This window comes from Comamonas kerstersii, assembly GCF_008801935.1.
Taxonomy (GTDB): Bacteria; Pseudomonadota; Gammaproteobacteria; order Burkholderiales; family Burkholderiaceae_C; genus Comamonas; species Comamonas kerstersii.
Window position 1 is genome coordinate 608849 of record NZ_VZOT01000001.1, and the last position, 20423, is coordinate 629271.

The 20423-nt window shown below is 57.7% G+C and carries 15 protein-coding genes and 2 pseudogenes; 5 read left to right on the forward strand and 12 right to left on the reverse strand.

The genetic code is table 11. The features are described from left to right. Positions 1 to 15: 15 nt before the first annotated feature. The 6 genes and pseudogenes from F7P80_RS02860 to F7P80_RS02885 all read right to left on the reverse strand — a co-directional run bounded on the left by F7P80_RS02860 (position 16) and on the right by F7P80_RS02885 (position 7093). Positions 16 to 465, reverse strand: a complete 450-nt coding sequence (locus F7P80_RS02860) for a hypothetical protein (protein WP_151042558.1) — start codon at positions 463 to 465, stop codon at positions 16 to 18. Beyond that, positions 462 to 1688 (reverse strand): MFS transporter, encoded by a 1227-nt coding sequence (locus tag F7P80_RS02865; protein ID WP_211371985.1) that lies wholly within the window; start codon positions 1686 to 1688, stop codon positions 462 to 464. The genes F7P80_RS02860 and F7P80_RS02865 overlap by 4 nt, the downstream gene beginning before the upstream one ends. A 10-nt stretch (positions 1689 to 1698) precedes the next feature. Continuing rightward, on the reverse strand, positions 1699 to 4146 hold the full coding sequence (locus F7P80_RS02870; protein WP_151042562.1) for a TonB-dependent siderophore receptor: 2448 nt from the start codon (positions 4144 to 4146) through the stop codon (positions 1699 to 1701). Between the two features lie 86 nt (positions 4147 to 4232). Beyond that, positions 4233 to 5318 carry a FecR family protein gene (locus F7P80_RS02875; RefSeq protein ID WP_151042564.1) on the reverse strand — a complete coding sequence of 362 codons (1086 nt, stop codon included), beginning with the start codon at positions 5316 to 5318 and terminating at the stop codon, positions 4233 to 4235. 106 nt (positions 5319 to 5424) lie between these two features. Continuing rightward, complete coding sequence (locus F7P80_RS02880; RefSeq protein ID WP_151042566.1) at positions 5425 to 5982, reverse strand: RNA polymerase sigma factor; 558 nt, start codon at positions 5980 to 5982, stop codon at positions 5425 to 5427. Between the two features lie 181 nt (positions 5983 to 6163). Further along, positions 6164 to 7093 (reverse strand): annotated as a pseudogene (locus F7P80_RS02885) (IS5 family transposase). 48 nt (positions 7094 to 7141) lie between these two features. Here F7P80_RS02885 and F7P80_RS02890 point away from each other — a divergent pair. Continuing rightward, positions 7142 to 7555: pseudogene (locus F7P80_RS02890) on the forward strand (transposase); the annotation flags it as partial. A gap of 125 nt (positions 7556 to 7680) precedes the next feature. Here the strand turns inward: F7P80_RS02890 and F7P80_RS02895 are convergent. The 4 genes from F7P80_RS02895 to F7P80_RS02910 all read right to left on the reverse strand — a co-directional run bounded on the left by F7P80_RS02895 (position 7681) and on the right by F7P80_RS02910 (position 11908). Next, entirely contained in the window at positions 7681 to 8574 is an 894-nt protein-coding gene (locus F7P80_RS02895) for an ABC transporter permease (protein ID WP_151042568.1), read from the reverse strand. Between the two features lie 21 nt (positions 8575 to 8595). Beyond that, complete coding sequence (locus tag F7P80_RS02900; RefSeq protein WP_151042570.1) at positions 8596 to 9681, reverse strand: ABC transporter ATP-binding protein; 1086 nt, start codon at positions 9679 to 9681, stop codon at positions 8596 to 8598. Between the two features lie 18 nt (positions 9682 to 9699). Further along, entirely contained in the window at positions 9700 to 10725 is a 1026-nt protein-coding gene (locus tag F7P80_RS02905) for an ABC transporter substrate-binding protein (protein WP_151042572.1), read from the reverse strand. A gap of 235 nt (positions 10726 to 10960) precedes the next feature. Further along, a complete protein-coding gene (locus tag F7P80_RS02910; RefSeq protein WP_151042574.1) occupies positions 10961 to 11908 on the reverse strand; it encodes a TauD/TfdA dioxygenase family protein in 948 nt (315 codons plus the stop codon). Positions 11909 to 12398: 490 nt separating this feature from the next. Here F7P80_RS02910 and F7P80_RS02915 point away from each other — a divergent pair, with 490 nt between their 5' ends. From F7P80_RS02915 to F7P80_RS02930, 4 genes are all read left to right on the forward strand, one after another. Further along, positions 12399 to 13931 carry an OmpA family protein gene (locus F7P80_RS02915; RefSeq protein ID WP_170265324.1) on the forward strand — a complete coding sequence of 511 codons (1533 nt, stop codon included), beginning with the start codon at positions 12399 to 12401 and terminating at the stop codon, positions 13929 to 13931. Between the two features lie 30 nt (positions 13932 to 13961). Then, a complete protein-coding gene (locus F7P80_RS02920) occupies positions 13962 to 15497 on the forward strand; it encodes a hypothetical protein (RefSeq protein ID WP_151042578.1) in 1536 nt (511 codons plus the stop codon). A 15-nt stretch (positions 15498 to 15512) separates the two neighbouring features. Further along, positions 15513 to 16364, forward strand: coding sequence for a hypothetical protein (locus tag F7P80_RS02925; protein ID WP_054067164.1), 852 nt, complete (start codon positions 15513 to 15515; stop codon positions 16362 to 16364). 239 nt (positions 16365 to 16603) lie between these two features. Beyond that, positions 16604 to 17038 carry a hypothetical protein gene (locus F7P80_RS02930; RefSeq protein WP_151042581.1) on the forward strand — a complete coding sequence of 145 codons (435 nt, stop codon included), beginning with the start codon at positions 16604 to 16606 and terminating at the stop codon, positions 17036 to 17038. 113 nt (positions 17039 to 17151) lie between these two features. On the opposite strand, the gene F7P80_RS02935 is transcribed toward F7P80_RS02930, so the two are convergent. Together F7P80_RS02935 and F7P80_RS02940 are read right to left on the reverse strand one after the other, a co-directional pair. Beyond that, a complete protein-coding gene (locus F7P80_RS02935; RefSeq protein ID WP_249041355.1) occupies positions 17152 to 18105 on the reverse strand; it encodes a siderophore ABC transporter substrate-binding protein in 954 nt (317 codons plus the stop codon). A gap of 57 nt (positions 18106 to 18162) precedes the next feature. After that, positions 18163 to 20199, reverse strand: a complete 2037-nt coding sequence (locus F7P80_RS02940) for a ligand-gated channel protein (RefSeq protein WP_151042584.1) — start codon at positions 20197 to 20199, stop codon at positions 18163 to 18165. Positions 20200 to 20423: the final 224 nt, after the last annotated feature.

Genomic DNA, 20423 nt, shown 5'->3' on the forward strand with positions numbered 1-20423 from the left:
AATGCGCAGGCAGTCTCAGCCGCGCAAAAAGCTCTGAGCCTTGTCTGCAGCCTCACTGGAGGCTGCTACGACGAGCATGGGAAAGCCATACATCTTGCGCACTTGCTTTAAACGCCCTTCCAGCAGCTCGCGCAAGGCTGCGTCTTGCGTGACATAGAGATAGCCTTTGCAGTAGGCGCGCAGATCCGCTTTGCGCTCTTTGATCCAGACCACCGAGCGCTTTTCATCTTCATGCGGTTCGTCGTCGTGGTCGTGACTTGGCGGAATCCAGGCCATCACAAAGGGCTGCTTGAGCGCGAGAATTGCGTCCAGTGAATCGAGGATGCGCGAGACGCGGTCGCTCTCGCTCAGTTCTGGAAAGCGCCCAAAAATCAACGGCCACTGGCTGGCATCGAAAAGAACGGGGTCTAGTCCGGGGATAGTCATTTCAGCTTGATTCATAGGATGTTTGTTCTTTGGATTCATGCGAGTGATGCTGCTTCACGTTCGCTTTGCAAGCGCTTGAGCATCCAGAGGCTGGAGAGAATGAGTGCCGCCATGCCAGCGCTGTAGAACACAGGCCAGGACATGGTTGCGACGAGCTTGCCCGTAAACACAGACATCACGATGCCGGACAAGCGTGTGCCGCAAAACAGTACGGCGTAGTTGGTGGCGGCCTGCGGCCCTTCAGACCAGCGCAGAATCAGCGCCGAATACACCACCATCAGCCCGCCCACCACGGTGGACATGCCCACCGTGCCGACGATGGCTACGGTTTGCCAGCCCTGCACATACCCGGCAATCAGCAGGCCGACGCACATAACGCCGACAAGCGCGAGCAGTGCCAACGCAACTTGGTGGCCCAGGCCACGAATCAAGGGCGTGGTCAGCAGCGCAATCGCCACCAAGCCAAGCGGTTGCAAAGTGCCGACCAGCCATGCGATGTGCTCCATCGGCACTTGGATATCCACCAGCATTACGCGGTTGAGCGCACTGAGCGGAAAGATCACACCCGCACACACAACCAGCAACAGCAGGTAGCGGCGCATATGCGCCTGGCGCAGGCAGGCGAACCAGTGCTTTTCTTGCGATTGCGAGCCTGCGCTATGGTGATCCTCCTGTTTCACAAGCCCGAGCACCGGCAGCAGCGACAGCAGCATGAGCGCGGCCACGCACAGGAAGGTGAATTGCCAGCCCATATGCCCAAGCACCGCCACAAAGACACCACCGCCAATCATCGAGCCCAGGGCCAGCGCCGCCAGCTTGAGTGATGCTGCCATGGGTTTGCGCTGTGCGTTCGTCAGCTCCACCGCGAGCGCGTCGAGCGCCAGATCCATGGTAGCTGCGGCCACCGCCACCAGCAGGCCCAGGCCAAACAGCAGTGCCATCGGCGCGTGCTCAAGCATGGCCACTGCGATCAGTCCGGCCACAGTCGACAATTGCGCGAGCACGATCCAGCTGATGCGTGGTGACAGGAAGGGCAGCCGGATGCGATCAACCAAAGGGGCCCAAAGAAAGGACAGGCCAATCGGCAAATACAGCGCAAAAGTCCAGCCGATTTGCGCCACCGACAGGCCACGCGCGCGCAGTACGGGCGGCAAGCCGCCTTGCAGCAGAGCGGCCAGCACACCAAAGCCGACATACAAGACGCCCATCGCCAGCATCACGCGGCGACTACTGGCATCGTCCATGGGGGCCGATGCATCCATTGTTTGCATCTCACCAGCCATACTTCAATGTCGCCAAGAAGGTGCGGCCAGGGCCGTAGTTGCAGAAGTTCACGCCATTACAGGTGAAGAAAGTCTTGTTGGCGAGGTTGGTGACATTGAGTGCCAGCGTGGCACCCCTGAGGGATGGGTCCAGATAGCGCAACTCATAGCGCAGCATGGCATCCATCACAGTGAAGGACGGAATTTTTTGTTGATTGGCAGCATCGGCAAACGCCGAGCCCACATGGCGAACACCGCCGCCAAACATGAGCCCCGCGAGCGGACCTTCACTCAACCGATAGTCGGCCCAGATGGAAGCGGTTTGCTTGGCCACGGTGATGGGGCGCTTGCCCAGGTCTGCACCGTTGCTGCGCGTCACCTTTGGGTCAATCCAGCTCAGGCCGCCAATGATGTTGAGGTTCTTCAGCGGGCTGAAACGTGCCTCGAACTCCACGCCCTTTGAGTTCACCTCACCCGTTTGCACCTTGGCATTAGGCTTGTTGGAGAGCGGGTCCTGCGTCAGCACGTTTTGCTGCGTCAGATCGAACGCGGAAAGAGTGAACAGCGCGTCCCTCCCTGGCGGCTGGTATTTGACGCCCACTTCGTACTGCTTGCCGGTCGTCGGTTTGAACGGATCGCCATAAGGGTTGGCCGTGACCGATGGATCGTACGACGTCGCGTAGCTCACATAGGGCGCAACACCGTTGTCGAAGTTATGCATCAGACCCGCGCGCCAGGTGAACTTGTGCAGCTTCTGGTCAGAATAGGTCTTGGCTAGGCGGTTGTCGTTCTTGGCGCGTGCGTTGTCGAAGCGGCCACCCAAGGTCAAGCCCCAGCGGCCCCATTTCATCTGATCCTGCACATAAAGGCCCATCAGGCTCTGCCTGCGATCCGGGCTGGTATAGGCCTCCGGCATGGTGATGGCTTGCCCGTAGTCGGGGTTGAGATAGTCCAGCCCTGGCGCGCCGCCAAAGCCCTGGGTCTGCTGCCAACGGTCATGCTGCAGATCCAGCCCCACCAACACCTGGTGCGCGACGTCTCCTGTTTGCAATTTGCCTTGCAAATGGGTGTCTATGTTGATGGCGTTGAGCTTTTCCTTGGACCACTGGGCGTAGCGCGTAATCGTGTGTTGATCCGCCCCTAAGCCCGAGGTACCCACCTGGTTCTGCTCCAGATCCATGCGCCAGTAACGCATATTCTGTGACAAGCTCCACTGGTCGTTAAAGCGATGGCTGAGCGAGTAGCCAATGCTGGCCTGCTTGCGATCGAACTTGTTGTAATCGGGCGAGCCATCGAAGAAATCGCGCGGAATCTGCCCATTCGGATTGGGCAGGATGGAGCCCGCCGAGGGCAACACACCATAAAAGCCCCCTTTGGGGTCGTGCTGATAAAGCGCGTACAAGGTGAGTTGCGTGTCGGCATTGGGCTTCCAGGTCAGCGACGGGGCGACATAGATGCGCTCCTCCTGGCTGAACTGTACGGAGGTATCTGCCTTGCGTGCCAGCGCCGTCAAACGGTACTGCAAGCTGCCGTCCTCATTGAGTGCGCCGCCGCTGTCCCATGCCAATTGCCTGCGGTTGTGGCTGCCCAGTGAAAGCGAGACCTCCTTGAAATTTTCTGCGGTGGGACGTTTGGTGACCATACTGACAATGCCGCCCAGAGGGGCCTGCCCGTATATCACCGAAGCAGGCCCTTTGATCACTTCAACGCGCTCCACGCTGTGCATATCTACCTGCGGAACGAGGTAGGACGCGCCGCGCGGCAAACGCAAGCCATCAAGATACAAAAACGTATCTGACACACCGCCGATGCCGCGAAACGCCAGCATGTCAAAGCGCGAGGTGTCGCCGCGAATTTCTGCAGACAAGCCCGGCGTGTAGCGCAGGGCCTGGGTGAGTTGCTGCGCGCCCTGGTTTTCGATCTGCTCTTTGGAGACGACATGGATAGTCATCGGGGTTTCCATTAGTGCCGTATCGGTCTTGGTTCCTGTCTTGCTGCGCTTGGCCACATAGCCAAGCACCGGACCATTGGCCACTTCCTGCTCTGCGCGATCGGTCACTTGCACCGCAGGCAAAGTGGCTTCGCTTCGTGGCGCTGCAGAGCCCGGCTCAATGGTGACGAGATTGCCGTCAAAACGCGCGCGCAGCCCGCTGCCAGCTAGCAACCGTGACAGTGCTTCACGCGCATTCAGCGTGCCCGATACTGCTGGTGCCCGCTTGCCCGCCACCAAGTTTTGCTGTACCAGCAACTGCATGCGCGTCTGGCCTGCCCAATGGTTCAGCGCCTCCGCCAGAGGCTGCGCCTGCAACTGAAATGACTGCGCCGTGTCAGATGCGCGAGAACTCGCTGCAGGAGCAGACACTGCTTGCGCGTGCAATGCCGTGGTGCTCCATGCCAGACTCAAGGCCAATACGAGTGTGGTCTTGGATTGCAGGGGCCGAGAGGGTCGGCTGCTCATAAATTCTTCTCCCAAAAACAAAGTCCTATGAGAGAAGACGCAGCTGTTTCAGCAAACCCTGTATCAAATACGAAAAATTCTTATTTTTATTTATCAGACACTACTTCGGAGACACCATGCCGCTCTTCCAGGCGCACTGGCAGCACGCGTGGCAACGCCTTGTGCAGCGCGTTCACCATCATCGGGTCAAAGGTGCCAGACAGCCGTAACGCCGCCACCTTCGCATCGCGCACCACCAAGCCGGTGGGGCGGTACCGCTCCAACTCCGCCAGAGCCTGCGATAAAGGCACATCGAGAAAGCTAACACGCTGTTGGCGCCAAGGTGCTATGCCACTGGCAGACAGGTTGGTGACTTCACCTGCTCCGCCACGCCCATCTGTCTGCAATTGCTGGCCCGCCGTGAGCAACTGGCCCGCCAGCAAGTCATAGCTGCCGCCATCCACTTCCGTTTCACGCAGCGCAGCCACACGCACCTTGCCTTCTTCTACTGCTACTTGCACGCCATCGTTGCCCGGAATGTCTGGCGTATAGCGCACCGAAAACCGCGTGCCCACCACCGTCACCCGGTGGCTAGCAGCCAGCACATGAAAAGGGCGGCCATCGTGCTGTACCTCGAACACAGCTTGCCCATCCAGCAAACGCACTTCGCGGCGCTGGCGGAACATGCGCACTTCAAGCCGTGTGGCGGTGTCCATGCGCAAGTGCGAGCCATCCGACAATGCGATGTTCTGCTGCTGCCCACGTTCCGTTTGATACGCCTGTACCGACAGCGGCTGCGCCTGCAAATGCTGCCAAGCCATATAGCCCACGCCACCGATGGCAGCCATCGTGAGCGCGGAGGTAGCTGGCCAGAACAGAAAGCTTCTGCGCGATGCCTGCACGCGTTGGGGCTTGGCGTGCTTCACGCGCGCCGCACTCGCTGGTGCCTTGTCCTCTTTCAGCTTGCGGCGCATGCTCGCCACTAGATCGGCTGGCATGGCATCCAGTTGCGCCCAGTGGCTATCGCACTGCGCATACATCTCGGCGTGGCGCGGATCGGCGCTCAGCCAGTGTTGAAACAGCGTTTCGTCCTGCGCTGTCCAGCCCGCATCATTTCTGCGCACCAACCAGCCCAGTACCTGTTGGCGCAGCTGTGGCGGGTCGTTGGATGAAAGAGATGGGGTTGTCGTCATATCGGCAGTCGGTTCATCAAAGAAGACGCGCAAACCACTTTCAACCCTGTAGTTAGAGCTGCATAGAAAAATTGGGATCGCATTGTGGGGCGGGAGAGCACGGCAATCATGTTTTGGAGCAGGGTGAAGATCGCTTTTTGGGAGCGCGCAAGTCTGCAACATCTCCATCTCTGGCATCCAGGTGGCTCCAGCAAGCCTCCAGCGCAATCTGAATCTGCATCTCCACCGTTTTAACAGCAATGCCCATGCGGGCCGCCGTTTCGGCATGGCTCAAACCGTCAAATTTAACCAGAATAAAGGCTTCGCGGCAGCGCGGCGGCAAGCTGTCCACCACTTTGGCAAGCGCTTCAAAACGCTGGCGCGAAGCCAGTGCGTTCTCGGGCTCAAATTGCCTCGGCCCGGCGAAATTGTCCAACTCAACAGCTTCATCGTCTCCGTCTATCGCCACGCTCTGCCCGCCCGCTTGCCCTCGTCGAAACTGATCGGTGAGTAAATTGCGCGCAGTGGTGTAGAGCAAGGCCCTGGGGTCACGTACCACAGTGCCCGAGCGCTCGGCGGCATAGACACGCGCAAAGCTCTCCTGCGCTAGATCAGACGCAGCATCGCGATCTCGTACCTTGTTGGAGAGAAAGCCTAGCAGTTCGCGGTAATAACGCTCAAACACAGGAGGTCGCAGATGAGAAAGTAGCAATGACCTGGATTCCGGGGAAAATCCAGACTACGGGCAATATTTACAAATGAGAAACATTCGCATTTTGCACCAAATACAACCACTCAACTCATGCTCGTATTAGCGCTGGTGCGTAAATAAAATTTAAAACGAGCTACCCCAAGCCCAGCCGTGGCTATGCCACGGCCGCAGTCTGAGGACAACCCAGTTCTGTACATCGATTCAATATGGCTGCTCTGATGTGCAGCTCGTTCACCTGGCTCTCAAAGCTTCTTGCCATCACCCGCTCGCCAAGTCGTTTGATGCAATTCATTTTCGTTTCCACCAAACTTCGCCGGTGGTAGTCACTCCAAGCTTTCCATATTCCCCTGCCCACTCTCTTGCATGCGGCAATCGCTGCGTTGCGTTGAACAAAGACGCTTCCTTTACGTATTCGTGCATTTTTTCGGGGAGGGATGATGGGGGTAGCTCCATGCACAACCACTGCTTCGTATACCTGCTTGGTGTCATAAGCACCATCGCCAGTAAGACTCTCCAACTTTTCGTCCTGTGGCAATTGATCCAGTAAATCTGGAATCACTGCTGCATCACTGACGTTGTTAGAAGTCACACAGATCGCTCTAATCTGCAGTGTCTTGGCATCGATGCCGATGTGCAGCTTGCGCCACTGGCGACGGTACTCTGCTCCATGCTTTTTGCACTTCCACTCACCTTCGCCTAAGAACTTGATCCCAGTTGAATCCACCAGCAGGTGCAGTCCTGCTTGGCTGCGTGTGTAAGGTATCTGAACATTGAGTGTCTGCTGGCGTCTGGACAAGGTGCTGAAGTCTGGCGTTGGCCAGCTCAGACCTGATAGCTGCAATACTGACTCCACCAACCCTGTTGCCTGACGCAGCGCCAAGCCAAACAGGTTCTTGAGTGTCAAACAAAACTAAATCGCTGCATCAGAAAACTTCGGGCTGCGCCCGCGTTTGCCGCTGGCTGCGGCAAACCATGTCATGCGCTTATCCAGCCAAATCGTCAACGAGCCACGTGCTTTGAGTGAGGCGTTGTACTGCGCCCAGTTTGTGGTCTTGTAACGTTTTTTAGCTGCGGCGTGGCTCATGTCCTGAGCTTACAAGCTGTTCATCGGATGTTTGTGCAACAACGCCCCAACGTCAATGATGTTGTTGAAGCCAACAGCCTGCTGCATGGAAAAGAGGTTGATGGCTATGGAGATGCTGGCTACCAAGGCGCGGACAAACGTCCCGACATGCCAACGCCAGAACCTGAGCGCAAATTCCAATGGCATATCGCCATGAAGCGCAGCCAGCGCAAGGCGCTAGATCATCAGCACCCGATATCAGCCCTGCAAGAGCAGCTTGAGCAGGTGAAGTCCAGGATCCGTGCCAAGGTCGAACACCCATTCAGAGTCATCAAGCGTCAGTTTGGCCACGTCAAAGTTCGCTACCGAGGCTTGAGAAAGAACACGCAGCAATTGCATACCCTGTTTGCCTTGGCGAACTTGTGGATGGCCCGTGGCCGTTTGCTGAAAAACAGCCAATCCAAGCCTGGTGTGGGTGCATAAAAAGCAAGATGCCCGCGAAACGCGGGCATCTTGAGTGCCAGGGGCAAGGGAACATCACACTCGTTCAAGCACTATCACGCTTGAAATCGAGTTATGCAGAGGCTCCTTAGCTCTTGCCACGCGCTTTAACGCTGCGTGCCCCATTTGCGCACGGTAAGGCGCTCCAGCGTGTGAAAACCCAGTGTCTCCACCAGCAGGCCAATGGCGATCACGGTCAGCAGCCCGGCGAAGACCTTGTCGGTATACAGCTCGTTGCGGTTCTGGAAGATGTACCAGCCCAGCCCGCCTTTGCCCGACGATGCGCCAAACACCAGCTCGGCCGCAATCAGCGTGCGCCAGGCAAAGGCCCATCCCACTTTCAGGCCCGAGAGAATGGACGGCAGCGCCGCAGGCACCAGTATCTGCAGCACATAGCGCACACCCTTGAGGCCATAGTTGCGCCCGGCCATGCGCAGCGTCTCTGGCACGGCCTGAAAGCCCGCATAGGTGTTGAGCGACAGCGGCCACAGCACGGAGTGCACCAGCACAAACAGCAGACTGCCCTGCCCCAGCCCAAACCACAGCAGCGCCAGCGGCAGCAGGGCAATGGCAGGCAGGGGGTTGAACATGCTGGTCAGCGTGGTGAGCACATCACGGCCGAGCTGGGTGGACACGGCCAGCGTGGTCAGCACCAGTGCGCCCACAATGCCCAGCACATAGCCCTGCACCAGCACCTGCAGTGAGATGGCGGCCTTGTCCAGCAGCTCACCGCTGGCTACGCCTTCCCACAGCGCCTGCAGCGTCTGGGTAAAGGTGGGCAGCAGCAAGTCGTTGTCCTGCCAGGTGGCCAGCAGCTGCCACAGCGCGGCCAGCACCGCCAGAATGGCTACGCGCCGCACCACAGGCTGCGCCCACAGGCGCTGTGGCACAGACAGGGGCTGTGCTGCAGCCAGCGCACCGGGAGATTCCAGCTGGCGTTCGTACTCAGGCCGCACGGGTGGCTGCACGTTCGCAGCGTTGGAAGAAGTAAGACTGCTCATGGCAGGTGGTCCTTGTCGCATTTACAGATGTACGGGGGTAGCAGCCCATAGCGGGGAGTCCGCCGTCTGTGACTCTGCCTGCGCAGGCGCGGGTGATGCAGGCTCATCAAACAGCAGGCGGTGAATGCGCTGGGCCGTGGCCTGAAACTCGGCACTGCCCTGGCTGCTCAGGTCAAACTGGTGGCTGTTGACCTCGGCCCGCACCCGGCCCGGGTGGGGCGAGAGTATGGCAATGCGGTTGCCCACCACCAGTGCTTCTTCGATCGAGTGGGTCACAAAGACCAGCGTAAAGCGCAGCTCTTCCCACAGAGCCAGCAGCTCCTCCTGCATGCGGCGGCGCGTGAGCGCATCCAGCGCGGCAAAAGGTTCGTCCATCAGCAGCACACGCGGCTGCATGGCCAGAGCGCGTGCAATCGCCACGCGCTGCTTCATGCCGCCGGAGAGCTGGTGCGGGTGCGCATCGGCAAACTTGCTCAGGCCCACCTTGGCGATGAAGGCATCGGCACGCTCGCCGGCTTCCGCGCGGCTCAGCCCACCGGCTGCCAGCAGCGGGAACATGACGTTCTCGCGCACCGTCTTCCACGGGGGCAGCTGGTCAAACTCCTGAAACACCACCACACGATCTGCCCCCGGGCCCTGCACGCGCTGGCCGTCCAGCAGAATCTGGCCCTCGCTCGGTGCAAAGAAACCACCCAGCGCCTTGAGCAGACTGCTCTTGCCGCAGCCCGATGCGCCCAGCAGCACAAAGCGGTCGCCCTCGTACACATCCAGACGCACGCGGTGCGTGGCCTGCACCTGCTGCTGGGCCGTGCGGTAGACCAGGCTCACGTCCTGAATCTGCAGCAAAGGCTGGGCCACAGCAGCTGGCACAGGCTGATGGCTGCCATGCACCACCGGCTGTGCGGATCGCACTGCAGCGGTGTCACGCGGTGCATCCTGTACCCGCGCCACGGCGGGGGCTTGCACACTGGCGGCCACAGCGGCTACGTCTGACCAGTCTCGGCGCTGCGGGCCTGCGGCCAGTGCTGCACCACCTTCCAGCTCCGCGGCCAGCTGCTGCCAGAAGCGCTGGCTGGCTTGCTTGAATCCTTGCACCCATGCTTGCATGGCCTTGCTCCTGTTCACTCAGTTGCCGCCCGACACACGCGGGTCGTCAAAGAAATAGTCAGACACCTGGGTCGGCTGGTTTTTGATGGCACCCACGCGGTGCAGGAACTGCCCCAGCTCCAGCGTGCGCTGGGGCTGCACGGTGAATTCCACCTGCGGGTTGCGAATTACGTCCAGCACCAGCTGGCGGTCCTGCTTGGCACCGCTGACCTTGAGATAGATGTCTGCCGCCTGCTCGGGGTTGTTGCGCACGAAGGCTGCCGCTTCATCCAGCGCATCCACAAAGGCGCGGTAGGTTTTGGGGCTTTCGTTCTTGAACTTCTCGGTGGCATAGAGCACGGTAGCTGCCGCTGGGCCACCCAGCACGTCATAGGAGTTGAGCACTGCGCGCGCCTGCGGGTTGCCAGCCAACTCCTGATCCTGGAAAGGCGGGTTGCCAAAGTGGGCCGTAATTTCCGTGCCGCCCTTGATGATGGCCGCCGCTGCCTCAGGGTGTGGCAGTGCGACCTGCAGCTTGTCGAGCTTGTTGTACTGCGCATCTCCCCAGAGCTTGGCCGAAGCCATCTGCAGAATGCGCGACTGCACGGACACGCCCACAGCAGGCAGCGCAATGCGGTCCTGGTCCGTGAAGTCGGCAATCGTTTTCACATCGGGGTTGTTGCTCACCAGCAGATAGGGGAAGTTGCCCAGCGAAGCTACGCCCTTGACGTTCTGGCGGCCCTTGGTGCGGTCCCAGATGGTGAACAGCGGGCCCACGCCAGCCCCTGCAATATCGACTTCGCCCGTGAGCAGCGCGTCATTGATGGCCGCACCGCCGGACAGGCGCAGAAAGTCCACCTTGATATCCACGCCCTGGGCCTTGCCGTGTTTTTCAATCAGCTGCTGGTCCTGCGCCACATTGAGCAGCAGATAGACGATGCCGAACTGCTGGGCAATGCGCAGCTGCCCTTCCTTGGCGTGGGCGGTGGGCAGCACAGCGGCCGCCGACAAACCTGCCAGTGCCAGCACCGCCGTGCGACGGCGCAGACCTTTGAACCATGACATGGGAATCTCCTTGTATCTGGGAATCAGGGCAAAAACAGCCCCTAGCGCCCATCGCACCTGCGTGGGCAGCTATCAATTCATAAATAAAGTGGTGGGTTGCTTCTTGGGACGCAGGAGCCGCTTACACAAGCCAGCAAACCAAAGGTTTGCGATTGAGACGAGGCGCGAAGCCGCAGGCAGTACAACTAGTACGACAAGGCTGAGCAACGACGTATCAAGGCTTGTGTGAGCGGGTCTAAGCCTGCAGCTTGCTGCCTTCCACCGTCGTGCGGTAAAGCTTGCGGCGCAGATGCTCGGGCGTGCCCGTAGCCAGATGCAGCACGGAGCGGTTGTCCCAGAACACCATGTCATGCCGCTGCCACTGGTGGCGGTAGACAAACTGCGGCTGCACGCTGTGCGTAAACAGCTGCTGCAGCAAGTCGCGGCTTTCGTCTTCAGGCAGGCCCAGAATGCGGCTGGTGAAATGCTCGCTCACAAACAGCGCCTTGCGGCCATTGCCGGGGTGGGTGATGACTACGGGGTGTACGGCAGGCTTGACTTCGTCGATCTGCTGCTGCGTCAGCTTGGGCCGCCATGGGCTCTTGGCGCGCAGGGCCTCGTAGTGCAGCAGGTAGCTGTGCTCGGCCTGCAGACCTTCCAGCTGCTTTTTCAGCGCCTGCGGCAGCGCGTCATAGGCCGCGTGCTGGTCGGCAAACAGGGTGTCACCACCTTCGCTGGGCAATTCCTGCGCATGCAGCAGGCTGCCCAGGCTCGGCTTTTCCTTGTACGAAAGGTCTGAGTGCCACAGCAGCCCGGCATCGCCCAGGCCTTCAGGCTGGCCCTGGGCGTTGCGCACGTTCGAGACCTGCAGAATTTCTGGATAGCCCGGCAGCTGGAACTGGTGCAGCACATGGATCTGCAGCGGCCCCCACAGACGGCTGAAGGCCACCTGCTGCGCCGGGGTGATGCGCTGGTCACGGAACACCAGCACATGGTGCTTCCAGTGCGCCTGCTGCAGACGCTCAAAATCCTCCTGCAAAATGGGCTGCGACAAATCCAGCCACAGCACTTCTGCCCCCAGATTGCCTACCGCACCCGCATCACGTGGCAGGGGACGAATTTCAAAATCCTGGGCAGTGGTGTTCAGCACATCCTGCAAGGTGGCAGCAGCATCAAAACGGTCAGCAGCAAGTACGGCAGACATGGAAAGCTCCTTGAATCGTCGGTATGAGGTGTCGTTGGGAGCCAGTCTAGAAAAGATGTTTAATTCTTAAAACGAATAAAAAATTAATTATTTATATCCAAAACATCTTTAAAACAGCGTGTGGCTGCACCGGCCGCAATTTGGAGCTTGGGGCAAGGTGGCGCCTCTCACCGAGCCTGTGAGCCCTGCAGGGCTCTCGCAAATAGCAGACATCTGCATGCCCAGCAAGCCCCGTGCATCCCAGACCATTGCGCATACACCATGCAAAAGAAACCACAGATACTCACTCCATTGCCATCCACGCAACTTCGTTGTTTCTCATAAGGGCTTTTGTTACATTAAACATGGCCGCAAGTGTTTTAAATATTTAATACCCTTGATTAAAGGCCAACGCAGACACCTCTAAATTCAATCAATAACAAATATCTCCATGCGGCCTCATATCCAACGGAATTTCACTCTGACTGCAGCTGCTGCTACCCTGCTCACCATGACTGGCTGCCAGACGCTGCAAGGTGCGGGAGATGCACTGAAAGAAACCTTCGCCAGCAGTGATCCATGCTCCAACAATGCCCGCAATATCGGTATCACCGCTGGTGGTCTGCTGGGGGCGGCGGCTGGGGTTGCCATTGGCGACAATGCCACCGGCGCCATCATTGGTGCAGGTGTAGGCGCTCTGTTTGGTGCATTGATCGGTCAGGATATTGACCAGCGACGCTGCGAACTGTCCAAGCTCGCGCAGCAGCACCAGCTGCAAATGCAGGTCAACGATATCAAGCTGACAGAAGGTGACAAACAGACCAAACAAGGCCTGAGCGTCTCTGTGCAGAATGAATCGCAATTTCAGGTGGGCTCCTCCAAGCTCACCCAAAGTGGGCGCGAAGCATTTGAAGCCATTGCGCAGACCTACCTGCAGCCTATTCAGGGCAGCACCCCAGAAGCGCAGGCTCAGCGCCACCAGAAGATGCGTATCTTGCTGGTGGGCCACACCGACGATACCGGCCCTTCCACTACCAACGCCCGCCTGTCCGAAGAGCGCGCCAAGGCTGTCGCAGAAATTTTTGCCAAAGCAGGGTTCAAGCGCTCTCAAATCTATTACCAGGGCGCAGGTGAAACACTGCCTGTAGCCAGCAATACGGAGGAAGCAGGCCGCGCACGCAACCGCCGTGTGGAAATCATCGATTTGAGCGATGACCTTGCCTTTGACAACTTCCTCTCTGGCGGCCGCCGCACCAACACGGCCTTTTACCGTCCTGCCAGTGAGGCCGCACCTGTCATCCCCAGCAAAGGGGCCAAGAAAACTACCGCAGCAGCCAAAAAAGACAGCACGGCCAGCAAAACCACCACGGCGCGCAGCAAGGACAGCGCACCTGCGCAGACCACAGCCAGCACTCCTGCAGCTGCATCTGCGGCAGCCAGCCAGCCCGCCAAGCCCGCACGAGCCACTGCGGTCAAACCCGGCCCCATCGACTTTGGAGGCGTTCCCGTCAATGGCCAGCCCATGGTCCTGGCCCTGGGTGGAGCCAAAAGCACGGGCACTTTTTCATGGCTGCCCGTGGCACAGGCCGATGAGACCGCCCTACTGCTCAGCTGCCTGCAGGACCGCCCACGCGTGGCGCATGGCGTCAAGTCACTGGCCAATGGCCAGCTGCGCACCAAAGACTATCTGCCCGGCGTCTACAACAGCAGCTGGGTGGCGACGGTCAACGGCCACCTCGTCGCGCTGAACCGCGTGGCAGTCCTCAGGGATGGCGTGGTTCCTGCCAACAAGCCTGAACTGCAGATCTACCGCAACTACGAGGGCAATGCCAAGGCCAAGCCAGACTACAGCGGCAAGCCGGAAGTCAACGCCTATCTGGGTGAACGCGGCTTGCTGTACCGCGTGTTCAACGCTGGTCCGGTGCAATGCATGGACATTTTGATTCCCCATCGCAATGCGACGACAGCCATTGCCGGGAACCTGATTTACCCAGGCCAGGGCGACTACTACCAGACAGAAATTCAGCCACGCTTGGCCAAATAAATTCTGACCATTAAAAAACAGGAATAACCAATGGAAGACTTTTTCGGTTTTATCACCAAGAATATCGTGGCCATAGGCACCATGGCTGCGGCCGCACTGGTGATCATGGCCTATATCGCCAACCAGCGATTCAAGCTGTGGGTGGTGGATTTCTGGGCGACTTTCCCAGTCATTGGCACGATTGCACGTCTGTCGCGCGACAAAACCAAGGGCAATAACGGCTGGCTGCGCGCAGAAGAAAAGCTTTGCGCGGCATACAAGCCTTTTGTCAATCTGATTACCCGCCGCATGTTTGATCAACGCATCGAATACATGCGCAAATCTGCGGACCTGGGCCGCACTCCTACCCCCATGTGGGCCTGGTTTCTGCTGGTCATTCTGGTGATTGCAGAAGGCATGGGGTTCTCTTACCTGCTGGGCTCATGGATGGCCCGTGAAGGCAGTGCCAACACCCACACCCTGCTGATGTTTGCCATCGTGCTGGTGCTGTGCGTGATTCTGGTGGCACTGACCCACTTTGCGGGACACCAGTACTACCGCACATCCTTGCTGCGCTCCTGCTTTGCGCGCTACAAAGAACGTGGCAGCGATGAATACTCCGTCCACACCGTGGCCTTGAAGGATGACCAGGACATTGACTCCAGAGAGCCTGACTTCAAGCAGACCATCAACCGCGTAGGCAAGCATTCGCATGATGTGGGCAGCTACGCTGGCGGCATTATCGCGATCATTGCCATTGCCTTTATTGCCATTGTTTCCACCTATATGCGGGTGCAGAACATGGAAGCAGAAATGGCGCGCGTCGTGACGGGAGAGGCCCATGTCGCCTCTTCTTCTCAGGCATCCGGCAATCCTTTTGATGCTCTGCTGCTGCCTGAATCGGTGACCTCCTCGCAAAATGCCGCCGACTCCCAGGCCAAGAACGAAGAAATGAACGCCTTCTCCAAAGAAGGACTGGCGGCATTTGCCATGCTGGGCTTTATCTTTGTGATTACCCAGATCGTGGGTATGGGCACTGGCTACAAGTACGGTTTTGCAGGCCGCGAATCAGACCAGGCGTTCAAAGCCACAGGTGGCTTTTCGACCTACGAAGACTATCTGTCGTACTACCGCCCCCTGCGTGACATGGTCAACGGCCGCCTCAAGGACCTGCAGCAGCGCATCGAGAGCAAGTCGCACACCAAGCTGTCGCTGAACAAGAGCTTTGATGATTTCCTGCGTGAGCAGCGTGCCCAGGAGATGATGGAAGACCCGCTGACCGAAAGCAATCCTGCACCAGAGACATATCCAGCCGTGCAACCAGCCGTGCCCGTCTCCGCTCCAGTGCACACACAGCCTGCAGTGACTGCAACGCCGCCCTCCGCGCCTGCTGCACCCGTAGAAGCACCTGCGCCGACACTGGCAGCGGTCCAGCAAGAAATGCTGCGTCTGAACAATGCAGATGCCGAGAAAGCCTACTTCCTGAGCCTGCCAGACAGCATGCGCAGCAACCCGGCGCTGCTGACATGGCTGAAAGAACGCAAGGCAGTCCGCGCTGCAGCGGTTCAAGCCAACGATCTGTTCTAAGGACGGCTGGTCATCATGTCTTTCTGGAAAACCATTCTCACCGGTGCCTTGCTGGGCACCGCCTCACTGAGCTGGGCCGCCACAGGCTCCGTTCCCAGCTGCTATACCGCCAACAAGCTGCCCATGGCAGCGCCCGTACCAGAGCGGGAAGTCTTTATCCTGCTGGATCAAACCACGCCGCTGGACGCCACGCTGCAAAAGTCGGTCATTGAAAACGTCGCCCGCGTTCTGCAGCCCGGCTCGGCTTATTCCATTGCGACCTTCTCGTCCTTCGGCCAGGGCCGCTACCTGGAACTGCTGGCAGCTGGTGCCATGGAAGTCACGCTGCCCGAAAGCGCGCGCAACAGCATTGGCGTCAAGGTGCTCCGCAACTTTGATGCCTGCCTGGTCAGCCAGCAGAACTTTGTACGCAAGACCGCTGCTGCAGCGCTGCAGCAGGCGCTGTCAGGCATCAACCCTGACTATGCCAAGTCTGACGTCATGGCCAGCGTCAAGGAAATGTCTGCACGCATCAAGCAGTCGCCAGCCAGCTCCAAGGTGCTGTTCCTGGTTTCGGACATGCTGGAAAACTCTGCCGTCAGCAGCTTCTACGCCAACCGCAATGTGCGCCAGCTCAATCCTGGCGCAGAGCTGCAAAAAGCCACCTCAGCCAGCATGCTGGCCGATCTGGACGGTGCACGCGTCTTTGTGCTGGGAGCAGGCCTGGTGCAAGATGCCCAAAGCAAAGGGCGCGCCCAGGACAGCGGGGTGTATCGCTCCCCTCAGGCCATGAATGCACTCAAGGATTTCTGGAACCAATACTTCCAGAACAGCAATGCCACTTTGCAGGAATTTGGCATGCCCGCCCTGCTGGTGCCGGTGCAATAAGTTCTGTGGACATGTGAGAGGTGCTGGAACACCAGCCACTCTCATAAAAAGAGCTGCTAGCGCAATATTCTCCTTATATTGAGAATGAAAAGTGCCTGAAAATCACTTTTCACAAGCGCTAGCAGCTCTTTTTTCATGAGCAACACCAGCACATGAGCCGCCGCAGAAGTCATGCACAGCGCATGTCTTCACACTCCGCGCCACAATGCCGTTTTCATCCATTGCATGCTGCGCACACCATGACCGAACCCAGCTTTGAAGAACACCTGCAATCCGGCAACGCTCTGGTCGCCCAGGCGCAAGCCGTGGCCACCCAGGACTTTCAACAGGCACGCGCTCTGTGGCAGCAAGCTGGCAAGCACTTCTACCACGCCCACAAGGCAGACCCTACGCATGCCATCGCCGCCTTTCGCCTGGCACAGGCCTGGATGGCAGAAGCCTATGCCCTGCAAAAAGAAGAGTCTGCCAATGCGCTGGTGATGTGGGCCAATGCCGCTGCGCAGTGCGAACTGGCCTTTGACCTGGACCCCGAAAATGGCCGCATCGCCATGACCGCCGCCAGCTGCCACCACTTTGCCGGCGAGCACGACGCTGCCAAGGCCTGGAAGCAGATTGGCGAGCATTTGCTGAAGGATGAGCAGGCGGCTGCAGAACAAAATCGCGACGACGCCTAAGCACACCACACAAACAAAAAAGAGCAGCCTGCGCAGGCTGCTCTTTGCTTTTAAAGTGCTATCAGCATCAAAACCAATACTGGCCAGCGCTAATAGCTCTGTTTTTTAGAGCATTACTGAATGCCCGCAGCACGATAGGCCTGCTTGAGCTGCTGCACATTGTTCAGCAAAGCCGTAGGGCCTGTGCTGCCCATCAGGTACCAGCCCTTGGGGTCCAGAAACACGATCTGGCCTTTCTGACCGGCAGGTGTGGACTTGACCTTGTCGTTATCAAACACCTTGGTCGAAGGAATGATCTCACCGCCGCCTGCCGCTGCGCCCACGCCTGTGTTGCGATCAATCACATAAATCCACTCGGGCTGCAGCTTGGCCAGATCGTCAAACGTAAAGGCCGGGCCACCACGCGCAGGAATATCTTTGGCCGTCAGCTGCGACTTGGCACCCAACACATCAAACAGGAAGCCAAAACGTGCACCAGGGGCCTGGGGCATGATGCGTTCGTTGATGGCCATCAGCAGCACACCGGGCTGCGCCTTGGCAGCCAGTTGATTCAACTCAGCCACTTCAGACTTGATCCTGGCGACCAGAGCCTTGCCCTGCTCCTGCTTGCCGTACATATCGGCAATCTGGGTGATGTTGCGCTCAATGTCCTGCAGCATCGTTGCAGGCTTGACGCTGAAGTCCAGCGTAGGCGCAATCTTGCTCAGCACGTCCTGCTTCGCCGCCGAGCGGCCGCCCACAATGATCAGATCAGGCTTGATCTGGCTCAGCGCCTCGTAGTCAGGCTGAAACAGGGTGCCAGCGACCGTGTACTTGGCATCGCCATAGCCAGCCATGTATGCAGGGAACTGCGCCTTGGGCACGCCTGCAACGGGAATGCCCAGCGCCTGCATGGTGTCGAGCGTGGCGAGGTCGTAGACGACGGGGCGCTCAGGTGCAGCAACGGTAGATACAGCTTCGGCTTGGGCGACACCTGCCTTGTGGGCCTGGGGTGTTGTTGCAGCCATTACGCCCAGGCTCATGCTGGATGCCAGCGCCAATGCTGTGAGAGTCAAGTAGCGGTTCATAGTGTTCCCAAAGAAATGTCCCTGATGCCGCTGGCAACAGGGACATGGTGTGATTTATCAGAAGGCGGCTGTCAGGCTCAGGTTGTAGCGACGACCATCGTAGTGAGCGTCATACGTATCCTTATCCACTTTCTTATCAAACACGTTGTAAATACCAAAGCCCAGTTTCACGTCTTTTTTCAGTTTGTAATTGACACCCACATCTACAAACGTAAACGATGGTGTCTGATTATTCGCCATGGATGTACGGCTCAAATAGTCCGAAGATTTGCCGCGGAAGTTCACGCGACTCCAGACATTGGTGCTGGAGTTGGCATTCCAGTCCAAAGTAGCATTGAGCATATGCTTGGGCAGCTTATTCAGCGGGCGACCTGCAAATTTTCCGCTCTTTTGCTCAGATTTGGTAAAGGTATAGTTGGTCGCAAGCTGCAGATCTTGAATGATATTCCAGGTTGCCGTCAGCTCAATACCGCGCATATTCGCCTTATCGACATTCATGCGCTCACTGATGAACTTGTATTTCGTTCCATTGACCACACAATTACCTGTCGAAATACTGCTTCCACCGCCATCCGTGTCTTCACATACACGTTCCTCAGAAATCTTGTCCTTGAAATCGGTGTTAAACAGAGTCACGCTGGACATAAAATTGCGTTTGTTATCAAACACCAGTCCAATTTCCTGACTCAGAGATTTTTCAGGCTTCAGATCTGGGTTGCCAAGAATGATGGCAGGATCGCCTCCACCACCCGTAATCTGCCCCCAGTCTGCAACCGCTGCACGCAGTGCGGGCGCCTTGAAGCCCGTCGAAACACCACCCTTGACCGTCCACTGCTCTGCAGCCTTCCAGACGCCATAGATACGCGGCGTCCACTCCGTACCGTAATTCTGATCACGGTTCATGCGCAAACCGGTCGTCAAGCTAAAAGTATCAGTCGCAGCAAATTCATTTTCTGCATACAACGCCCACTGGTAACGATCAATATGATTACGCGTGCTACCCTTCAGTTCATTACCTTGGTCATCCAAGCTTTCTTTTCGGTAGTAAACACCTACGGTTGTCACATTGGAGCTTCCGAGGGGCAATATGGCCTGGCTGTTGAACTCCGTATTCACCAGGTTCATCTTTCGCACAGGATTATCTGTTTCTTCACGCTGAAGGTAGGTATTAATCTTGCCCCATGCGTAACTTCCTTGATGACCCAGGCTGTAGTCATTTTTGTAGTAGCTCTGATGTGATGGATTATTAGGTGAGCACCCTTTTCTACCGCATGATTCCAAGGCCATGGACTTGCCGGGATTGGATTCACGTTTCTGAATCGTTCTGCCAACCAGAAAATCAAAATTATTTTGCTTGTCTGCTGCCAGATTCAGCTTCAGATTCAAAGCCTCTGTGCTCTGCTTACTAAAACCATTGACAATCTTGTCTTCATTGCGGTGTGAAGTCTGACCATAGATTTGCAAACCCAGCACTTCATTTTTGATCGGACCACCAACATTAAAGCTGCTCTGGTAGATATCGCCAGCATCAGAGCTTTCTTGCTGCGTGGTCTCCGCACGCACACTGCCACCCCATTGCTGCGGTACTTTGCGCGTGATGATGTTGATCACACCGCCCATGGCATCAGAGCCATACAGCGATGACATCGGGCCACGCACAATCTCAATGCGCTCAATCGCACTCAGTGGAGGCAGCCAGCCCTGCTCGATGCCGGAACCATCACTATTGGGGCGAGTCTCACGCGAGTTCTGACGACGACCATCGACCAAAATCATGGTGTAGCCAGCTGCCATACCGCGAATGCTGATATCGCTGGAGCTGCCGCCTCCCGTAACCAGCACCCCGGGCACATCACGCAAGGCATCTGTCACATCGCGATAGGAGCGCTTTTCCAGCTCTTCACGAGGGATCACGGTGATAGATGCGGGAGCATCTTCCACTGTCTGCTCAAAACCCGAAGCCGTCACCACCATCGCGCCCAGCACCTGCTCTGGCGAAGGCTGTGCCAGCGGATCAGCCGCAAACGAGGAAAACACACCACCGGCCATGATGGCTGCAGCAAAAGTTGGATAGGAAATGCGCAAAGGAGTCATTTTTGGCTTCGAGAAATCTAATAAGAATCAATCTCATTAGTGTCTCACTAATGCACATCAATGGACTGCAGATCGCCCTAAGAAATGGCGGGGAACAAGGAGATGCACACATCGCGGCAGAGCAAGCTGACCGCCCCACACCTGCAAAAAAAACAAACTATTGATTTAAATAACAAATTTCACTGCATAGACCTATCTGCGAGGCCCTCCTCAAGCCATTACAT

What these genes read in the sequence shown, in the direction of transcription:
- F7P80_RS02860 (WP_151042558.1), bottom strand. Translation starts at nt 465, where the DNA reads ATGAATCCAAAGAACAAACATCCTATGAATCAAGCTGAAATGACTATC.
- F7P80_RS02865 (WP_211371985.1), bottom strand. Translation starts at nt 1,688, where the DNA reads ATGGATGCATCGGCCCCCATGGACGATGCCAGTAGTCGCCGCGTGATG.
- F7P80_RS02870 (WP_151042562.1), bottom strand. Translation starts at nt 4,146, where the DNA reads ATGAGCAGCCGACCCTCTCGGCCCCTGCAATCCAAGACCACACTCGTA.
- F7P80_RS02875 (WP_151042564.1), bottom strand. Translation starts at nt 5,318, where the DNA reads ATGACGACAACCCCATCTCTTTCATCCAACGACCCGCCACAGCTGCGC.
- F7P80_RS02895 (WP_151042568.1), bottom strand. Translation starts at nt 8,574, where the DNA reads ATGAGCAGTCTTACTTCTTCCAACGCTGCGAACGTGCAGCCACCCGTG.
- F7P80_RS02900 (WP_151042570.1), bottom strand. Translation starts at nt 9,681, where the DNA reads ATGCAAGCATGGGTGCAAGGATTCAAGCAAGCCAGCCAGCGCTTCTGG.
- F7P80_RS02905 (WP_151042572.1), bottom strand. Translation starts at nt 10,725, where the DNA reads ATGTCATGGTTCAAAGGTCTGCGCCGTCGCACGGCGGTGCTGGCACTG.
- F7P80_RS02910 (WP_151042574.1), bottom strand. Translation starts at nt 11,908, where the DNA reads ATGTCTGCCGTACTTGCTGCTGACCGTTTTGATGCTGCTGCCACCTTG.
- F7P80_RS02915 (WP_170265324.1), top strand. Translation starts at nt 12,399, where the DNA reads ATGACTGGCTGCCAGACGCTGCAAGGTGCGGGAGATGCACTGAAAGAA.
- F7P80_RS02920 (WP_151042578.1), top strand. Translation starts at nt 13,962, where the DNA reads ATGGAAGACTTTTTCGGTTTTATCACCAAGAATATCGTGGCCATAGGC.
- F7P80_RS02925 (WP_054067164.1), top strand. Translation starts at nt 15,513, where the DNA reads ATGTCTTTCTGGAAAACCATTCTCACCGGTGCCTTGCTGGGCACCGCC.
- F7P80_RS02930 (WP_151042581.1), top strand. Translation starts at nt 16,604, where the DNA reads ATGACCGAACCCAGCTTTGAAGAACACCTGCAATCCGGCAACGCTCTG.
- F7P80_RS02935 (WP_249041355.1), bottom strand. Translation starts at nt 18,105, where the DNA reads ATGAACCGCTACTTGACTCTCACAGCATTGGCGCTGGCATCCAGCATG.
- F7P80_RS02940 (WP_151042584.1), bottom strand. Translation starts at nt 20,199, where the DNA reads ATGACTCCTTTGCGCATTTCCTATCCAACTTTTGCTGCAGCCATCATG.